This is a genomic window from Dermatophilaceae bacterium Soc4.6 (assembly GCA_039889245.1).
Taxonomy (GTDB): domain Bacteria; phylum Actinomycetota; class Actinomycetes; order Actinomycetales; family Dermatophilaceae; genus Lapillicoccus.
The window spans coordinates 2283293-2300861 of the sequence record JAZGVH010000002.1 but is presented as its reverse complement, the minus strand read 5'-3'; the positions used below and the strand labels follow the sequence as shown (position 1 = coordinate 2300861).

Below are 17569 nucleotides of genomic sequence, written 5' to 3'. Positions count from 1 at the left end.
TCAGCGGCGCTGCGCGGACACCACCCGACGGAAGCGCAGGACCCGCTCGCGCTCGCGCTGCTCGTGCTGGTCGCGGCGCCGCCCCTCGAGCAGCTGGTGGAAGGACACGATCCCCACGATGCGCGTGTCGTCGAGGCGGTCGACCACCGGGAGGGTGGTCAGCCCGGTCGTGGCCATCAGCTCGGCCACGTTGCGCAGGGTCTGGTCGGCGTGGGTGACGGTGGGGTTCTGGAGCATCGCCTCCTCCACCGGCTCGTCCGAGGACGCCGTGCCCGCAGCCAGCAGGCTGCCGCGGGTGATGACGCCGAGCATCCGCCGGTCCTCGCCGAGCACGGGGTAGAGCTGCTGGCGCCAGGCAGCCCAGTCGTCGTCGGGGGAGTCGAGGGCGGCCAGGGCCTGGCTGGTGGAGACGCCCTCGTCGAGCTCGAGCACGTCGGTCAACATGACCTCGCTGACGAAGACGATCTCGAGGGGGTCGACGTCGTACTCCCGGCTCAGGTGGTAGCCGCGCCGGGCGATCTTCTCGGTGAGGATGGAGCGCTTGAGCATCAGCACCGAGACGGCGTAGCCCGCGAACGACGCGATGAGCACCGGCAGCAGGCCGTTCCACCGCCCGGTCAGCTCGAGCCCGAAGATCGTGGCGGTGAAGGGGACCCGCATCGCCGCCGAGAGCATGCTGGCCAGCCCGACCATCGCCCAGAAGCCGGGGCCCACAGTGGGCAGGACGTGCGACTCGACGGCGCCGAGGGTGCCGCCGATGAGCAGCAGAGGCGCGAGCACACCCCCGGAGGTGCCCGAGCCCAGTGACAGGCTCCAGATGAGGGTCTTGACGACGAGGACGCCTCCGGCCAGCCCCAGGGAGATGGAGCCGGTGAGCGCGGCGCCGATGACGTCGTAGCCGACGCCGAGGGCCTGCGGCACGACCAGCCCCCCGAGCCCGATGACGAGCCCGCCGATGGCCGGCCACCACATCCAGTGGAGGGGCAGGCGCTGGAAGGTGTCCTCCGAGGCATACACGAGGTAGGTCGCCAGCACCGCCACGAGTGCTGACACGACCCCGGCCGCGACGCACAGCACGTAGGTCGAGACCGAGAGGTGCAGGGCCCCGGTGGACGCGAACAGCGGCTGCTCGCCGAGGATCGGGTGGCGGATGACGACGCTGGTCGCGACGGCCGCGACGACGGGGACCACACTGCGCGGCCGCCACTCGAAGAGCAGCAGCTCGACCGCGAGGGCCACCGACGCCAGAGGGGCGTTGAAGACCGCGGCCATGCCGGCGGTGGAGCCCGCGACGAGCAGGACCTTGCGCTCGTCGGTCGTCAGCTTGAGCAGCTGCGCGAAGATCGAGCCGACCGCCCCGCCGGTCATGATGATGGGTCCCTCGGCACCGAACGGCCCGCCGGAGCCGATCGAGAACGCGGCCGAGACCGGCTTGAGGATGGCCACGCGCGGCTGAATCTTGCTGCCGTTCATGAGGATCGCCTCGATGGTCTCGGGCATGCCGTGCCCGCGGATGCGCTCGGACCCGTAGCGGGCCATGAGGCCCACGACCAGCCCACCCGCGACGGGGGCGAAGAGGATCAGCCACCACGGGTGGTCGTTGGCGCCGGGGGCCACGAGGGTGGTCTCGAAGCGCTGGTAGAACACGGCGTTCGTGATGATGCCGATGAGCTTGACCAGGCACCAGGCCACCAGGGCGCTCAGGGCACCGACCGGGACGGCGAGGGCGGTGATGGCCAGCATCCGCGGGGTGACGGTGAAGTCACCGAGGTGGCGCACGTCGCGGACCGTCGTCGCGGTCGAGCGCTCGGGGCGAGACGGGGGGGTGCCGGCCGGGGAGGCGGTGGGGGGCATGGGGCCTTCCAGGGGGGACAGGTCTATATATCGCAACACGACATATTACAGTGACTCGATGCCTCCTGGTCGCACACCGCCGTCCGACGACGAGTACGCGCGGCTGCTCGCCTTCCGGGTGCGGCTGCGCACCTTCGACCGCTGGAGCCGCCAGGCGGCCTCCGAGCAGGGGCTGACGCACGCCCAGCACCAGCTGCTGCTGGCTGTCCGGGGGCACCCGGGCCCCGACGCTCCGACCGTCGGCGACGTCGCCGAGGTGCTGCTCGTGGCGCCCCACACCGCCAGTGGCCTGGTCGACCGCACCTCGGCCCTCGGCCTGCTCGACCGCGAGCGCGACACCGAGGACTCGCGTCGGGTGCGCCTGCTCCTCACCGCCCGGGGTGACGAGGTGCTCAGCGAGCTCACCTCCGTGCACCTCGAGGAGCTGCGACGGCTCGCGCCGGTGCTCGGCGGCCTGTGAGGCTGTGAGCCGGTCAGCCGGTGACCTCCTCGGCGAGGGACACGTCGGTGAGTCCCGCGCCGGTGGTCGCCGTGTGCCCCTTCGTGAAGACGAGGTAGAGCACGTGTCGGAGCCGGGCGTCGGGTCTCGACACCACCCACGACGTCAGGCTCCCGGCAGGCCCCACCAGGTGTCCATCCGCGCCAGGGCCGGGGCCCCTCGCCCCGTCCGGAGCACCCGCGCCGTGCGCCGCAGGAGCGTGGCGATGCCGGCCGCGCCCTGCATCCACCCGGCCTCGGCCGGCAGGAGCGGGTCGTCACGGCGGTGCTCGAGGAAGCGCCAGCAGGCCCGGTCGCCGTCGACGAGGGCCCGGTCGACGACAGCGTCGGCGATGCGCAGGGCGAAGGCGAGCCAGTCGTCGCGCCCGGTGCGCTGGAAGCCGTCGAGCACGACGTCGCCGACCCCGGCGGAGCCGCAGCAGCGACCGTCGTTGTCCCAGAACCCCGGCCACAGCCGGTCCGGCAGCCCCGACCTCAGCAGGGAGTGCATCGCCGCGTCGTGCCAGTGCAGGGGCGGAGCGCCCGCCACCTCGCCGACCCCGGCGTGGGCCAGGGCGGTGAAGAGCCGGGAGGTGCCTGCCGGGCCGTGGCACCAGCCGTAGGCATACCGGCTCCGGTCCCTCGTGGGGTCGTGCGGGACGGTGGTCTCCACCACGAAGCCCCCGTCCGAGGTGTCGGCCAGCGAGACGACGTGCTCGGCAGCTCGTCGGGCCGCGTCGACGAGGTCCGGGCGGGCGAGGGTGCTGCCCGCCACGGCCAGCGCGGCCGCCATCCCCGCCGTGCCGTGCGACCAGTTGGGCATCTCGCGAGCCGGGGCGTCATCGGCTCCTCCTCCGACCCGGAACCGCTCGGACCGATAGGGGAGCTCGAGCCCGCCGGGGGTCTCCCGCCCCTCCCTGCGGACGAGGTCGGCGGCCAGGGCGCCGACCTCGCCGCCCACCCGGCTCCCGTGGCGTGCGGCCCACACGCCCGCCAGCACGGCGCTGCCGTTGCCCGTCGTGACGTCGTTGCAGGGTGAGCCCGGTACCCAGGACCCGGACTCGTCGGTCGGCGCCGTCCAGCCGTCGGGGCCGGCCAGCTCGGCGAGCCGGGCCAGGGCCAGGTCGGCCCCGCCCGGGTCGTCCAGGGCGAGGAGCGCCCCGACGTGGCTGCTCAGCCCGTCGAAGTAGCTGGGGTCGGTCTCGGTCTGCGCGGTGCGCCGCAGCCGCTGCCGTATGCCGTCGGCGAGCCGCTGCTCCTCGTCGGTCCACGACCGGTCGAGCCGGATCTCGGCCAGGGTGTGGGCCAGGCCTCCGATGCCGCTGTGGCTGCCGTCGCGGTCCGCGGGTGCCGGGTCCGGCTCGAGCGTCGGGTCCGTGGTGCCGGGCACCGGCACCCACGGGCCGTCGTCCCAGCGCACCTGGTCGAGCACCCAGCGCCAGGCGGCGTCAGCGAGGTCGTCGTACCGCGAGGCGTCGGGGCTCTGCACCCCTCGATGCTGGCACGCGCCGGGCGGCGCGTCGACGGGTTACCGTCCTGTCATGGCTGCTGAGACCGTCAAGGGCACTGTCGTCGCACTCGGCGGGGGAGGCTTCTCGATGTCGGACGACGGCTCCTCGCTCATCGACGACCACCTGCTCGAGCTGACCGGACGCTCGAGACCCCGCGTCTGCTTCGTCCCGACCGCCAGCGGTGACGACGACGACTACAGCGGGCGGTTCGTGGCCGCCTTCACCGGGAGGGCCGAGACCTCGGTCCTCTCGCTGTTCTGCCACGAGCCGTGGGGCTACTCCGACCCTCGCGTGCTCCTCGAGCAGGACCTGGTCTACGTCGGCGGCGGGTCGACCGCCAACCTCCTCGCCGTGTGGAGGCTGCACGGTCTGCCCGCGATCCTGCGCGAGGCGGCGGCACAGGGCACCGTGCTGGCCGGCATCAGCGCCGGAATGAACTGCTGGTTCGAGGGGTCGTCCACGGACTCCTTCGGGCCGCTCGCCCCCCTCCCCGACGGGCTCGGTCTCGTCGCCGGCAGCGCGTGCCCGCACTACCTCGGGGAGCCGGGTCGTCGCGAGCTCTACCGCCGCTGGGTGGGCGCCGGTGCGCTGGCGGACGGCTGGGCGGCGGACGACTACACGGCGGTCGTGACGCGGGACGGGGCGTTCGTCGAGGCGGTCGCCGAGCAGCCGGACCGACCCGTCGTCCGCGTGGTGCGCGAGGGGGAGACGGGCGTCGAGCACGAGGTCGGCGTCCGACTCCTGCGCGGCCGCGGGTGAACCGCTCGCGCACCGGGTAGTCCGTCGCCTCGGCGGGGGTGAGAGGGGGCGGGGCGGGTCAGGCGGCAGGCGCCCCGAGGATCGCGAGCAGCCTCGCCGCACCCTCGCGGATGGCGGCCTCGGGGTGCTCGTGCAGGCGCAGGGCGGTCTTCGCCCCCTGCAGGCGGGTCGCGTCGGACGTCTCGACGACCTCGCCCACCCCCTCGCGTACGGCGCCCTGCTGGCTCTCGTCGGCCGTGGCGAGCGCGAGGACCAGCACAACCCAGCCGTGCGGGTCGGCTCGCCGGGCGACGGCGGCGCTCACGGCCCGGTTGACGGCGTCGTCGGCGTCGAGGACCAGGTCGTGCAGGACGGCCTGCGCGTGCTCGGCGTCGAGGAAGCCGGTGAGGGCGACCCCGGCGTCGCGCCGGTCGGCGGGGCGCTCGCTGGACGCGAGCGCGACGAGAGCGGAGACGGCGTGGGCGCGAAGGTCGGTCTCGGGCATGCGACGACGGTAGCGGGGACGGCTCGCGATGGCGGTCGTCGCGCCCCTGGTGGCCCACCTGCCGCTGCTCACCGTCGGGCATCTGTGAGACTGGTGCGGCAGGTCAGCATCCGTGTCGCCGGGCCACCCGGTGACCACGCAGGACACGACGACACGGACGACACGACGACAGGCAGAGGGTGGGGGTCATGGACATCGACGAGCAGCTGGGCCGCTTGAGGCCGTCGATCGAGGTCGAGATGCTGGTGCGGGAGGTCGTCTCCTCGCGCTCGGTCGAGGTCGCCCGCCGGGGCGAGGAGCTGATCATCAGCCGGCTCGGCTCCGACGTGCCAGCGATGCACTGCTTCCCGGCGGTCGTGTCGCTGGCGCTCGACCCGGCGCGGGCTCGAGCCCTCGACGGCAGCGCCCTGGTCGAGCGGGTCGAGAGCAAGACCACGACGACGAGCTATGTCTGGGTGCCGACCGCCCGTCTGCGCGGTGCGCTCGACGAGGCGGTGGCCCTGGCCCAGGAGGCCGTGGACCGGATGGTGCGCACCCCCGTCGCCACCCGCTCGCGCAGCACGACCCCTCGCGCCACGGCGGCGCGTCGCCCCGCGGCGGCGGTCGCCCCGCCCCCGCCGGAGCCCAAGATCTGCCCGCGCTGCGGGCTGCAGATCTCGGCGGCCGGCACCTGCTTCTGCGACTGACGCGGTCGGGCCGGGCAGGTTGCGCAGCTGGTGGACGAACTTCATCGCGGTTGATCGGGTACGCGAAGCAGGCAGCGGGGCTCGGTCGTGGTGGGTGCACCAGGTGATGAACTCGGCCCAGTCGGAGCGGTAGCCGCGCAGCGTGTCAGCCGCCCGGGCAGGCGCTGGTGGCGTCGCTCCAGGTCCACGCGAACGCGGTCTCGGCGACCTCGACCTGCGTCGTGGGGTCGGTGGTTTCGTGCTCGGGATGATCCCCTCACCGCACTCGGCCCGTACCTCGGACCATGTCCCAGGACATCACCCACGGTCAATCCGCGGAGGCCTCCGCGGCGAACTACCCATATGTCCTTCCGAACCCGCGTCACCACGGCCGCACCGTACGCCGCCGCCGGCATCTTGGCCGCCGCCGCCGGCGCCGCCGCCGGCCACCTCGTCGCGGCCTTCGTCAACCCGGCGGCGTCGCCGGTCCTCGCCGTCGGCTCGACGGTCATCGACCTCGTGCCGACCCCGTTGAAGGAATACGCGATCGCGACGTTCGGCACCAACGACAAGCTCGTGCTCGTCAGCTCGATCGGCGTGGTGACGCTCGTCCTGGCCGCCGTCGCCGGCGTGCTGTCCCGCCGCCGCCCGGCCGTCGGGGTCGGCCTCGTCGTGGCCCTGGTCGTCGCCGCCGGCGTCGCCGCCATGACCCGCCCGACCGCCCGGCTCGTCGACCTCCTGCCGGCGCTCGCGACCCTGGTCGTCGGTCTCGCGACCCTGGTGCTCCTGCTGCGCAGGGCGTCGGCGACCACGACCACCGACGCGGGTCCCGTCCCGAGCCGACGCGGGTTCCTCGTCGGCGCGGGCAGTGCGACCCTCGGCGCGCTCGTCCTGGGTGGGGTGGGCCAGAAGGTCGCCACCAGCGCGGCCGACCCGTCCAACGTCACCCTCCCGGCACCGGCCGACGCGGCGAAGGCCCTGCCGGCGGGCATCGAGGGCAAGGTGGCAGGCATCTCCGCCTTCCGCACCCCGACCGCCGACTTCTACCGCGTCGACACCAACCTCACCGTCCCCCAGGTGGCCAAGGGCTCGTGGAGCCTGCAGATCGACGGCGACGTCAAGAACCCCTTCACGCTGACCTTCGACGAGCTCGCCGCGATGCCGCTCATCGAGCGCGACATCACCCTGACCTGCGTCTCCAACGAGGTCGGCGGTGGCTACATCGGCTCGGCCCGCTGGCTCGGCGTGCGCCTGAGCGACGTCCTCGACCGGGCCCAGGTGGGCAGCGGCTCCGACCAGCTGCTGAGCACGGCCGTCGACGGATTCACCATCGGCACGCCCCTCGAGGTGGTGCGCGACGGTCGCGACGCGATCATCGCCATCGGCATGAACGGCCAGCCGCTCAGCGCCGAGCACGGCTTCCCCGCGCGGCTGGTCGTCCCCGGCCTCTACGGCTTCGTCAGCGCCACCAAGTGGCTGACCAAGCTCACTCTCACGACGTATGCCGCGCAGGAGTCCTACTGGACCAAGCGCAAGTGGGCGAGCGACGCCCCCATCAAGATCTCCTCCCGCGTGGACACGCCGCGGCCCCTCGAGACCATCAAGCCCGGCATGACCGCCCTCGGCGGTGTCGCCTGGGCCCAGCACCGGGGCATCGGCAAGGTCGAGGTCAAGATCGACGACACCCCCTGGCAGCCGGCCATGCTCGGCCCCGACGCCGGCGTGGACTACTGGCGCCAGTGGTACCTCCCGTGGAACGCCGTGTCCGGTCAGCACAACGTCTCCGTGCGCGCCACCGACCTCGACGGCGTCGTGCAGACCGCAGAGCGCACGACTCCGTTCCCCAACGGTTCCAGCGGTATCCAGCAGGTCGTCGTGATCGTGTCGTGACCTAGCTCGCACGAAAACCACGAGAACCAGCAATCCGCCCCATCGCGGGGCACGAAGTACTCATGTCAGCCGGCCACCGGCCGCTGGCCCAGAAACCCGCCCGATACGCCCCAGGAGATTCACCGTGAACGTTCGTCGCACCACTGCCGCCCTCGCCCTCGTGGCTGCCCTGCCCCTCGGCCTCGCCGCCTGCGGCTCCAGCAGCACCGGCTCGGCCGGCACCGCCGCCAGCTCCAGCTCCTCGGCCGCGACCACCCCGTCCGACACCACGAGCAGCACCGCCACGGACGCCATGTCCACCAAGCCCTTCGGTGCCGGCTGCTCCGCCGTCCCCGCCGACGGTGCCGGCTCGTTCAACGGCATGGCCACCGCCCCGGTCGCCACCGCTGCCAGCGCCAACCCGGTGCTGTCCACGCTGGTCGCCGCCGTGAAGGCCGCCGGCCTGGTCGACACCCTCAACTCGGCTCCCGCGCTGACTGTCTTCGCCCCGGCCAACTCCGCCTTCGAGAAGATCCCCGCTGCCGACCTCGGTGCGCTGCTGAAGGACAAGGCCGCCCTGACCAAGGTCCTGACCTACCACGTGATCGCGGGCAAGCTCACCCCCGAGCAGCTGGCCGGCACCCACAAGACCCTCAACGGTGGCGAGGTCACCGTGACCGGCTCGGGCGAGTCGTTCCAGGTCGGCGCCGCCAAGGCCAACGTCGTCTGTGGCAACGTGCAGACCGCCAACGCCACCGTCTACATCCTCGACTCGGTCCTGACGCCCCCGGCCGCCTGATCACCGCAGTCGACGTCCACCCAAATTGACGATTCAACCAGTAACGCAGGACAGTAACAGGGAGACCGGTCACAATGGGTTCCATGGCTGAACTGCAGGTAGTCCCTTCCGGCGAGATCTCGCCGGAGGGGACGTCCCCGTCCGAGACGCATGCCGACCTCCTGAGGGCGGCATCGCTCGGCGACGAGCAGGCGTTCGCTCGGCTCTACGACGCGATGTCCTCGAGGCTCTACGGCCTCGTGGTCCGAGTGGTCCGAGACCCATCACAGTCGGAGGAGGTGACCCAGGAGGCGTTCCTCGAGATCTGGAAGACCGCATCGCGGTTCGACGAGACTCGAGGTAGCGCCCTGGGATGGATGATGACCATCGCCCATCGCAAGGCCGTCGACCGCGTGCGCTCGGCCGAGGCCTCCAGCCGCCGCGACACCACCTACCACGACAACACCACCGAGGTGGAGTTCGACAGCACCGCCGAGGCGGCCCACGCCTCCCTCGACGCAGAACGCGTACGACGTGCCCTCGACTCCTTGACCGCCGCCCAGCGCGGCGCCCTCGAGCTCGCCTACTTCGGCGGCTACACCCACAGCGAGGTGGCTGCCATGCTCGGCCTACCACTCGGCACCGCCAAGACCCGCATCCGCGACGGCCTCATACGCCTGCGAGACAACCTGGGGATCCCCTCATGAACGACCAGCTGAAGCCCAGCCATCCCACACACCACGCCGCGTCCACCGAGCCCTACCGGTACGACGACCTGCACGCCCTCACCGGTGCGTATGCCGTCGACGCCGTCGACGACCTCGAGCGGGCCCGCTTCGAGCACCACCTCGAGACCTGCGACGACTGCCGCGACGAGGTCGCCAGCCTGCAGGCGGCGGCCAGCGAGCTCTCGCACCTGGCCGACCTGATGCCCCCGCCTCAGCTGCGGGACCGGGTGCTCAAGGACATCGCCGCCGTCCGGCCCCTGCCGCCGGCCGTCCCGGTGCGGTCCGCGCCGACGGTCGAGGTGCTCACCCGGGCCGAGGTGCGCGCCGAGGCCACGCCGCTCGAGCAGCGACGGGCCCGTCGTGAGCAGCGTCGAGGCGCCCCCCGCTGGCTGTCTGTCGCCGCGGCCGTGATCCTGGTCGGTGGCGGCGCCACGGCAGCCATCACCCAGCCGTGGAGCTCCGGCAACCGGGGCCTGCAGGTGGTGGCCTCCAAGGTCCTCGACGACCCGGCAGCCACCCACCACACCTCGAAGTTCTTCGGGGGAGCGTCGGCCGAGGTCGTGACCTCGGCCACGCAGGGTCGGGCGGTCATCGTCACGAAGAACATGCCCGCCGCCCCGGGCGGCAAGGACTACCAGCTGTGGTTCCAGCGCGGTGGAGCCTTCTACAGCGCGGGCCTGATGTCCGACCAGGCCAACCAGGTCACGGTGCTCGACGGCAACGCCAACGGCGCGTCCGCGGTGGGGATCACCGAGGAGCCCGACGGCGGGTCCCCCCAGCCGACCACGGCCCCGCTGGCGCTGATCTCGCTGGCCTGACGCGCCATCCCCCCGGGGAGCGGCGACGAATACAGAGTGAGACCGACGGTGGGGCCGCGACAAGCGGCCCCACCCCCATTTCCCGTCAGAGCACCCTCTGACCCTCGACCACGAAGGACCAGCCATGACCGCCCCTCAGACCAGCCCCCGCCGCGTCGCCGTCATCGGCAGCGGAGTCGCCGGTCTCGTGGCGGCGCACGTGCTGTCCCGCGAGGCGCACGTCGTGCTGCTCGAGGCCGCCGGCCGGCTGGGGGGCCACGCCGACACCCACGAGGTCGACCTCGGCGACCGCGTCGTGCAGGTGGACACCGGCTTCATCGTGCACAACGACCGCACCTACCCGACGCTGCTGCGCCTGTTCGCCGAGCTCGGCGTCGCCACCCAGGACTCCGACATGAGCATGTCGATCCGCAATGACGAGGCCCGCCTGGAGTACGCCGGGGCGCGCAAGGCCCGCGGCCTCTTCCCGCACCGGCGCAACCTGGCCAACCCGTCCTACCTGCGGATGCTGCTCGAGGTCAAGAAGTTCCACCGCGAGGCCACCCGGGTGCTGGCCCGGCCCGAGTCCGCCAGCGGATCCGACGAGACCCTCGGCGCCTTCGCCGACCGGGTGGGCTTCACCGGCTACTTCCGCACGAACTTCCTCGAGCCGGTCGTCGCCGCCGTCTGGTCCTGCGACCCGGCCGTGTCCCTGCAGTACCCCGCGCGGTACCTCTTCAGCTTCCTCGACCACCACGGCATGCTCACCGTCTTCGGCTCGCCCACCTGGCGCACCGTGGTGGGCGGCTCGGCCCGCTACGTCGAGAAGGTCGCCGCCGGCATCGACGAGATCCGTCTGTCGTCGCCGGTCACCTCGGTGCGCGAGACGCCCGACGGCGTCGTGCTCGAGACCGCGACGGGTGAGCTCACCGTCGACGCCGTCGTCATCGCCACGCACCCCTCCGCAGCCCTCGGTATGCTCGCCGACCCGACCGCCGGCCAGCGTGCGGTCCTGACGGCGATGCCCTACAGCGCCAACGTCGCCCAGCTGCACACGGACGAGTCGGTCCTCCCCCGCAGCCTCGCGGCCCGCGCCTCGTGGAACTACTGGCGGCGCCCCGCCGGCACCGAGAGTGGTCGGGTGCTCGTGTCCTACGACATGACCCGGCTCCAGCGACTCGACGAGACCGGTCCGATGGTCACCGACCGCCGCTTCATCGTCACCCTCGGCGGCGAGGACCTCGTCGACCCGGCCACCGTCATCGACACCATGCACTACGAGCACCCGATCTACACCCCCGAGTCGATCGCGGCCCAACGGCTCCTGCCGACCATCAACACCGCCCGCATCGCCTTCGCCGGGGCCTACCACGGCTGGGGCTTCCACGAGGACGGTGCCCTGTCGGGCCTACGGGCGGCCGAACACCTCGGCGGCTCCTGGGACCGGCCCCGGACGCGGGTCCCGCAGCCCGAGCTGGCCCCGGCATGAGCACCGCGAGCCCGGTCCGTCAGGCCTCGCCCCCGCGCGCCGGCGGCCCGGCCACCCCACGGCTGTATGCGACGACCGTCCGACACATCCGCCGCGAGCCGGTGAAGCACGACTTCACCCTGCGCAGCTACACCTGGCTCGTCGACCTCGACGCCCTGCCCGACCTCGGCCGCCTCGCCCGCCTCGCGTCCTTCGAGGCCGGAGACCACCTCGACCGGGACGCCCCCGGCACCCTGCGCCAGAAGGTCGACGCCTTCCTCGACGTCAACGGGGTCGACCTGCACGGTGGGCGGGTCGTCATGCTCGCGCAGGCCCGGGTCGGCGGCTACGTCTTCAACCCGATCTCGCTCTACTGGTGCCACCGCCTCGACGGCGGGCTCGAGTGCGTCGTCGTCGAGGTGCAGAACACCTACGGCGACCGGCACGCCTACCTCGTGCGCACCGACGACCACGGCCGGGCCCGCGCCGACAAGGCGCTCTACGTCAGCCCCTTCAACGACGTCGACGGGCACTACGACCTCGTCCTGCCCGAGCCGGGTGAGAGCCTGCGCACCAGCGTCGTCCTCCAGCGCGAGGGTCGGCCACCCTTCGTCGCCGTCATGTCCGGTCGCGCGCACGACGTGACCACAGCCCGACTGCTTCACATCTCGCTCACCCGCCCGCTCGAGCCCCTGGTCGTCATGGCCAAGATCAAGGCTCACGGCATCGTCCTGTGGTTGCGCCGGCTCCCGGTCCGACCTCGCCCGTCCCACCGTCAGGAGGCAGTCCAGTGACCACCGTCGTCCCCGTTCTCACCATCCCGTCCATCGACCCCGCAGCATGGCCCGACCTGCTGACGCCGCCCAGCCCGCTCAAGCGGCGGGTGCACGCGCGCATCGCGGCCCAGCTGTTCACCCGCATCGCCGCCCGCTTCCCGATCCGGGTCGAGCTGCCCGACGGCTCGACCTTCGGCGGGGCCGGGCACGACGCGACGGCGCCGACGATGCAGCTGCTGCACCCGCAGCGCTTCTACGGTCGGGTCGGCGCCGGGGGCCTCATCGGCTTCGGCGAGTCCTACATGGCCGGCGACTGGGAGTCACCCGACCTCGGTGGCTTCCTCGCCGTCCTCGCCGAGGAGATGGGCAGCCTCGTCCCCGTGCCCCTGCAGAGGCTGCGCGCGTTCTACGTCGCGCACCAGCCCCACGCCGAGAAGAACAGCGAGGCCAACACCCGCTCCAACATCTCGCGGCACTACGACCTGTCGAACGACCTGTTCGAGACCTTCCTCGACTCGACGATGACCTACTCGTCGGCCCTCTTCGACTCTCCCCGCTACGCCGTCCGTCCCGAGGGCACCGAGCACGCCGTCGTCGCCGACCGCCCCGAGGTCATGCCCGTCTGGAGTGACCTCGCCGCGGCCCAGCAGCGCAAGATCGACCGCCTGCTCGACCTGGCAGGAGTCCGCGAGGGCTCCCGCGTCCTCGAGATCGGCACCGGCTGGGGCGAGCTCTGCATGCGGGCCGCCGCCCGCGGCGCCACCGTCCGCAGCGTCACGCTGTCGAGCGAGCAGCAGGCCCTGGCCACGACCCGCGTCACCGAGGCCGGCTACGCCGACCGGGTGCAGATCGACCTGCTCGACTACCGCGCGGTCGACGGGGAGTACGACGCCATCGTCTCCGTCGAGATGATCGAGGCCGTCGGCCACGAGTACTGGCAGACCTACTTCGAGACCATCGACCGGCTGCTCGCTCCCGGTGGGAAGGTGGCCATCCAGGCCATCACGATGCCGCACGACCGGATGCTCGCGACCACGACGACCTACACGTGGATCCACAAGTACATCTTCCCCGGTGGCTTCCTGCCCTCGACGACCGCGATCGTCGACCTCACGCGCGACCACACGACCCTGCGGGTCACCGACCGGCTCACGTTGGGGCAGCACTACGCGCACAGCCTGCGGCTGTGGGACGAGAAGTTCCAGGAGCACGCGGAGCGCGTGGCCGGTCTCGGCTTCGACGACGTCTTCCGCCGCATGTGGCACTTCTACCTCGAGTACTCGCGCGGGGGCTTCCTCAGCGGCTACCTCGACGTGCAGCAGATCCTCCTCGAGCGGCCGACCTCCTCCGACGACCCGACGGCCTGACCCGCCATGTCCGTGACCGACACGCAGGCCCCCGCTGCGCCCTCGACGACCCGGGCCGCCACCGCGGATGGTGTGGCCGGCATCCTGGCGCGGGCGCTCGCGCCGATCGCCGGTGGCGAGCTGCCGGTGCACCTCACCGCCTGGGACGGCTCCACCGCCGGCCCCGACGACGCCCCGCACGTGGTGCTGCGCTCACCCGACGCCCTGCGCCGGCTCATCTGGCACCCGGGTGAGCTGGGCGCGGCCCAGGCCTACGTCACGGGCGAGATCGACGTCGAGGGCGACCTCGGCGCCGCCCTCACCCACGTGTGGGACGTCTCTGCGCAGCGCGGCCTCACCGGCATCCGCCCCACCCCGGGACTCATCGCCTCGGTGGTGCGCACGGCCAGGGAGGTCGGTGCCCTCGGCACCCCGCCGGCGGCCCCCGGCAGCCAGGCCAAGATCACCGGCCGCCTGCACTCGGCCCTGCGTGACCGGCAGGCCATCCACCACCACTACGACCTCAGCAACGACTTCTACTCGCTGATCCTCGACCCGCACATGGCCTACTCCAGCGCCTACTGGACCTCTGACGACGCGGCGTACGGCGTGGAGGACGCGCAGCGCGACAAGCTCGACCTGGTCTGCCGCAAGATCGGGCTCGAGCCCGGCATGCGTTTCCTCGACGTCGGCTGCGGCTGGGGCTCCCTCAGCCTGTATGCCGCCGAGCACTTCGGCGCGCAGGTCACGGGGGTGACCATCGCCAAGGAGCAGAAGGCCTTCATCGACAACCGGATCCGCGAGCGTGGGCTGGAGGACCGGGTGCAGATCCGGCTGCAGGACTACCGCGACGTGCATGACGGCGGCTTCGGCGCGGTCGCGTCGCTCGAGATGGGCGAGCACGTCGGCGAGAAGAACTACGCGACCTACGTCGAGGTGCTGCGGCGCAACGTCGTCGACGGCGGCCGGGTGCTCGTGCAGCAGATGTCGCGTCGGGGCCGGCACTCGGGTGGCGGCCCCTTCATCGAGTCGTTCATCGCCCCCGACATGACCATGCGTCCCGTCGGCGAGACGGTCGACCTCATCGAGCGCGGCGGTCTCGAGGTGCGCGACGTGCACATGATGCGTGAGCACTACGTGCGCACCATCGCGGCGTGGCACGAGACCTTCGAGGCCAACTGGGACGAGGCCGTCGGCATGGTCGGCGAGGAGGTCGCCCGCGTGTGGCGCCTCTACCTCGTCGGCAGCATGATGGCCTTCCGTGACGGCCGCATGGGGGTCGACCAGATCCTCGCCGTGAGGAACGACTCGCGGGGTCACAACGACCTGGCGTGGGTGCGGCCCGCGTCCTGGTCCCGCTAGGTCGAGGCGACTGCGAGACTGAGCCCATGGACTTCTCGGTCAGCAACTTCCTCCTCGTGAGCGGTGTCTCCGTGCTCGCCGTCGCCGTCGTCATGACCATCACCGGTCTGGTCGGGGCGAAGGCCGGCAAGGTCAGCGTGGTCGACGTCACCTGGGGTCTGGCCTTCGTCACGGTCGCCCTGGTCAGCGCCCTCGTCGGGCAGGGCACGGGGTGGCGCCGACTGTTGCTGCTGGTGCTCGTCGCCGTCTGGGGCGGGCGGCTGGCGTGGCACATCGGTCGCAAGAACAAGGGCAAGCCCGAGGACCCGCGCTACGCCAGGATGAAGGAGGGCAAGTCCACCTTCTTCGTCATCCTGAAGGTCTACGCCCTGCAGGGGTTCCTGGTCTGGTTCGTCTCGCTGCCGCTGCAGGTCTCGGCCGCTGCCGGTGGCGGTGCCGCGTGGGCCGTCGTCCTAGGCATCCTGCTGTGGGTGCTGGGGGTCTCCTTCGAGTCGGTCGGCGACGCCCAGCTCGCGGCCTTCAAGGCCGACTCCTCCAACAAGGGCAAGGTCATGGACCGCGGCCTCTGGGGCTGGACGCGCCACCCCAACTACTTCGGAGACTCCTCCACCTGGTGGGGCCTCTTCGCCATCTCGGCCAGCGCCTGGCCCGGGGTGCTGACCGTGCTGTCCCCGGTCGTCATGACCTACTTCCTCGTCTTCGGCAGCGGCGGCAGGCACCTCGAGCGGGAGATGTCGAAGCGTCCGGGGTACCGGGAGTACATGGAGCGCACGAGCTTCTTCTTCCCCCGGCCGCCCAAGAAGGCCTGAGGGAGCGCTTCACCCCGCCCGTCCCGCACCGACCCAGGAGGACCGAGCATGCCGCTCGTCACCAGCACCGCCTACGCCCACGTGCGTCTCAACGTCACCGACATCGAGCGCTCGAAGGCCTTCTACGACGACCTCTTCGGGTGGCCTGTCGCCATCGACGCCCGCGAGCACTCCGGTGAGGACGGGGTCGAGGGCGACCCGCAGCGCTTCTACGGCGGGGTGGTCTACCAGATGCCCGGCGGCACGCTCTTCGGTCTGCGTCCCGTCGGCCGCGACCGCTTCGACGCCGACCGCACTGGCCTCGACCACGTGAGCTTCACCGTCGAGTCGCGCAGGGTGCTGGTCGCTGCAGCCGAAGCACTGGATGAGGCCGGCATCGAGCACGGCGAGGTCATCGACCTCGGCGGCTCGGGCACCTCGATCCTGTCGATCCAGGACCCCGACGGCATCAACCTCGAGCTGACCGCCGTCATCGCCTGAGGCCGCGACGCCCCGCCGTGCGGGTCTGGCGCAGGCTGAGCAGCGCACCACCGGCGCAGGCGCACATCACGAGCGCCATCGGCAGCGCCGTGTCGGCGCCGCCCAGCCCCACGAGCGGGGACACGAGGGCACCGACGCCGAACTGCGCCGACCCGATGACCGCGGACGCGGTGCCGAGGCCGGTGGTGACGCTGCCCATGGCCAGCGCGACACCGTTGGCGAAGACGAGCGCGGTCGCGGCCATGACGACGAAGAGCAGCGGCAGCACGACCCCGGTCGAGGTCGAGCCGGCGGCGGCCAGGCCCAGCAGGGCGAGGGCGGCCGCGGCCAGGGTGACAAGCCCGATCGTCAGCAGCCGGGTTGCGCGCACGTGCAGCACGAGGCGGGCGTTGAGCCCACCAACGATGACCAGCGCGGTCGAGTTGACGGCGAAGTCGGCAGCATACTGCCCGGGCGTGAGCCCCAGCACACCTTGCACCACGAACGGCGACGCGGAGACGTAGGCGAAGAGCGCGCCGAAGGACAGCACCACCGCCCCGGTGTAGCCGCGGAAGGGCCGGGAGGAGAGCACCTCGCGGGCGACGCGTCCCGTCTCGCGGAGCCCACCCGTCGTGCGCCGGTCGGACGACAGGGTCTCGCGCACACCGAGCATGACCGCGAGGAGCATGAGGGCGCCCACCCCGACCAGACCCCAGAACAGGCCCCGCCAGCCGAGCACGGGCAGCAGCGACGCCCCCAGCACCGGGGCGACCACGGGGGCGAGCGCCCCCACCATCGACAGGAGGCTGTAGGCCTGCACGGCTGCCCGACCCCGGACCGAGTCGGCCACGACGGCCCGGCCGATGACCATCCCAGCCGACCCGGCGAAGCCCTGCAGGAAGCGCAGGGCGACGAGGACGGCGACCGAGGGGGCGACCGCGCACAGGGCGCCGGCCACACCGAAGACGACGACCGAGGCGAGCAGCGGCCCCCGGCGGCCCCACCGGTCGGAGAGCGCGCCGATGACCAGGTGGCCGACACCGATCCCGAGCATGAAGGTGGTGAGGGTGAGCTGGATCGAGGTGGCCGTCGTCCCGAGGTCGCGGGCCATCCGCGGGAAGGCCGACAGGTAGGTGTCGATCGACAGGGGCCCGGCGGCGTTGAGCAACGCCAGGATCAGCAGGAGCCTGAGACCCACGCGGTCGCGCGACGGCCCGTCGGGGGTGGTGCGGGCAGGGGGCGCGGCCGCGACGACGACGGGGCGGGAGGCCTGTCGGACGCAGGTGGGGGCAGCGGACAGCGGGGGGTTCACGGACGCCTTCGTGGGAGAGCGGGTGCGGTCGATGGGCACGCCACTCTGCGCTGGCCCCCAGTTTACGCCAGGCCCTGGGCCGACCCGTCCGACAAGTCGTGGCGGCCACCTGTCC

General features: G+C 72.2%; 18 protein-coding genes. 13 read left to right on the top strand and 5 right to left on the bottom strand.

Annotated features, from left to right (window positions below; genetic code table 11):
* Positions 1 to 1854 carry a chloride channel protein gene (locus V3N99_10620; protein ID MEO3937199.1) on the bottom strand — a complete coding sequence of 618 codons (1854 nt, stop codon included), beginning with the start codon at positions 1852 to 1854 and terminating at the stop codon, positions 1 to 3.
* 58 nt (positions 1855 to 1912) lie between these two features.
* Here V3N99_10620 and V3N99_10615 point away from each other — a divergent pair, with 58 nt between their 5' ends.
* Positions 1913 to 2314 (top strand): MarR family winged helix-turn-helix transcriptional regulator, encoded by a 402-nt coding sequence (locus tag V3N99_10615; GenBank protein MEO3937198.1) that lies wholly within the window; start codon positions 1913 to 1915, stop codon positions 2312 to 2314.
* 13 nt (positions 2315 to 2327) lie between these two features.
* Here the strand turns inward: V3N99_10615 and V3N99_10610 are convergent, their stop codons facing one another.
* Positions 2328 to 2450 carry a hypothetical protein gene (locus tag V3N99_10610; protein ID MEO3937197.1) on the bottom strand — a complete coding sequence of 41 codons (123 nt, stop codon included), beginning with the start codon at positions 2448 to 2450 and terminating at the stop codon, positions 2328 to 2330.
* Positions 2451 to 2458: 8 nt separating this feature from the next.
* Positions 2459 to 3820, bottom strand: a complete 1362-nt coding sequence (locus V3N99_10605; protein MEO3937196.1) for a lanthionine synthetase LanC family protein — start codon at positions 3818 to 3820, stop codon at positions 2459 to 2461.
* Positions 3821 to 3872: 52 nt separating this feature from the next.
* Here V3N99_10605 and V3N99_10600 point away from each other — a divergent pair, with 52 nt between their 5' ends.
* A complete protein-coding gene (locus tag V3N99_10600) occupies positions 3873 to 4601 on the top strand; it encodes a peptidase E (protein ID MEO3937195.1) in 729 nt (242 codons plus the stop codon).
* A gap of 58 nt (positions 4602 to 4659) precedes the next feature.
* Here V3N99_10600 and V3N99_10595 read toward each other — a convergent pair whose 3' ends face one another.
* Positions 4660 to 5085, bottom strand: coding sequence for a hypothetical protein (locus tag V3N99_10595; protein ID MEO3937194.1), 426 nt, complete (start codon positions 5083 to 5085; stop codon positions 4660 to 4662).
* Between the two features lie 188 nt (positions 5086 to 5273).
* Here V3N99_10595 and V3N99_10590 point away from each other — a divergent pair, with 188 nt between their 5' ends.
* From V3N99_10590 to V3N99_10540, 11 genes are all read left to right on the top strand, one after another.
* A complete protein-coding gene (locus tag V3N99_10590) occupies positions 5274 to 5771 on the top strand; it encodes a hypothetical protein (GenBank protein MEO3937193.1) in 498 nt (165 codons plus the stop codon).
* Between the two features lie 342 nt (positions 5772 to 6113).
* Positions 6114 to 7640 (top strand): molybdopterin-dependent oxidoreductase, encoded by a 1527-nt coding sequence (locus V3N99_10585; GenBank protein ID MEO3937192.1) that lies wholly within the window; start codon positions 6114 to 6116, stop codon positions 7638 to 7640.
* A gap of 124 nt (positions 7641 to 7764) precedes the next feature.
* A complete protein-coding gene (locus tag V3N99_10580; GenBank protein ID MEO3937191.1) occupies positions 7765 to 8418 on the top strand; it encodes a fasciclin domain-containing protein in 654 nt (217 codons plus the stop codon).
* A gap of 83 nt (positions 8419 to 8501) precedes the next feature.
* Positions 8502 to 9104, top strand: a complete 603-nt coding sequence (gene sigK / locus V3N99_10575) for an ECF RNA polymerase sigma factor SigK (protein MEO3937190.1) — start codon at positions 8502 to 8504, stop codon at positions 9102 to 9104.
* A complete protein-coding gene (locus V3N99_10570; protein ID MEO3937189.1) occupies positions 9101 to 9943 on the top strand; it encodes an anti-sigma factor in 843 nt (280 codons plus the stop codon). Before sigK ends, V3N99_10570 begins: the two co-directional genes overlap by 4 nt.
* Before the next feature lie 124 nt (positions 9944 to 10067).
* A complete protein-coding gene (locus V3N99_10565; GenBank protein ID MEO3937188.1) occupies positions 10068 to 11411 on the top strand; it encodes an FAD-dependent oxidoreductase in 1344 nt (447 codons plus the stop codon).
* Complete coding sequence (locus V3N99_10560; protein ID MEO3937187.1) at positions 11408 to 12184, top strand: DUF1365 domain-containing protein; 777 nt, start codon at positions 11408 to 11410, stop codon at positions 12182 to 12184. The genes V3N99_10565 and V3N99_10560 overlap by 4 nt, the downstream gene beginning before the upstream one ends.
* Complete coding sequence (locus V3N99_10555; protein ID MEO3937186.1) at positions 12181 to 13533, top strand: class I SAM-dependent methyltransferase; 1353 nt, start codon at positions 12181 to 12183, stop codon at positions 13531 to 13533. Before V3N99_10560 ends, V3N99_10555 begins: the two co-directional genes overlap by 4 nt.
* Before the next feature lie 6 nt (positions 13534 to 13539).
* Positions 13540 to 14874: a class I SAM-dependent methyltransferase gene (locus tag V3N99_10550; GenBank protein MEO3937185.1), complete on the top strand. Its 1335-nt coding sequence runs from the start codon at positions 13540 to 13542 to the stop codon at positions 14872 to 14874.
* A gap of 26 nt (positions 14875 to 14900) precedes the next feature.
* A complete protein-coding gene (locus V3N99_10545; protein ID MEO3937184.1) occupies positions 14901 to 15683 on the top strand; it encodes a DUF1295 domain-containing protein in 783 nt (260 codons plus the stop codon).
* Between the two features lie 48 nt (positions 15684 to 15731).
* On the top strand, positions 15732 to 16163 hold the full coding sequence (locus V3N99_10540; GenBank protein ID MEO3937183.1) for a VOC family protein: 432 nt from the start codon (positions 15732 to 15734) through the stop codon (positions 16161 to 16163).
* Here the strand turns inward: V3N99_10540 and V3N99_10535 are convergent.
* On the bottom strand, positions 16153 to 17454 hold the full coding sequence (locus tag V3N99_10535) for a multidrug effflux MFS transporter (protein MEO3937182.1): 1302 nt from the start codon (positions 17452 to 17454) through the stop codon (positions 16153 to 16155). The genes V3N99_10540 and V3N99_10535 overlap by 11 nt on opposite strands.
* Positions 17455 to 17569: the final 115 nt, after the last annotated feature.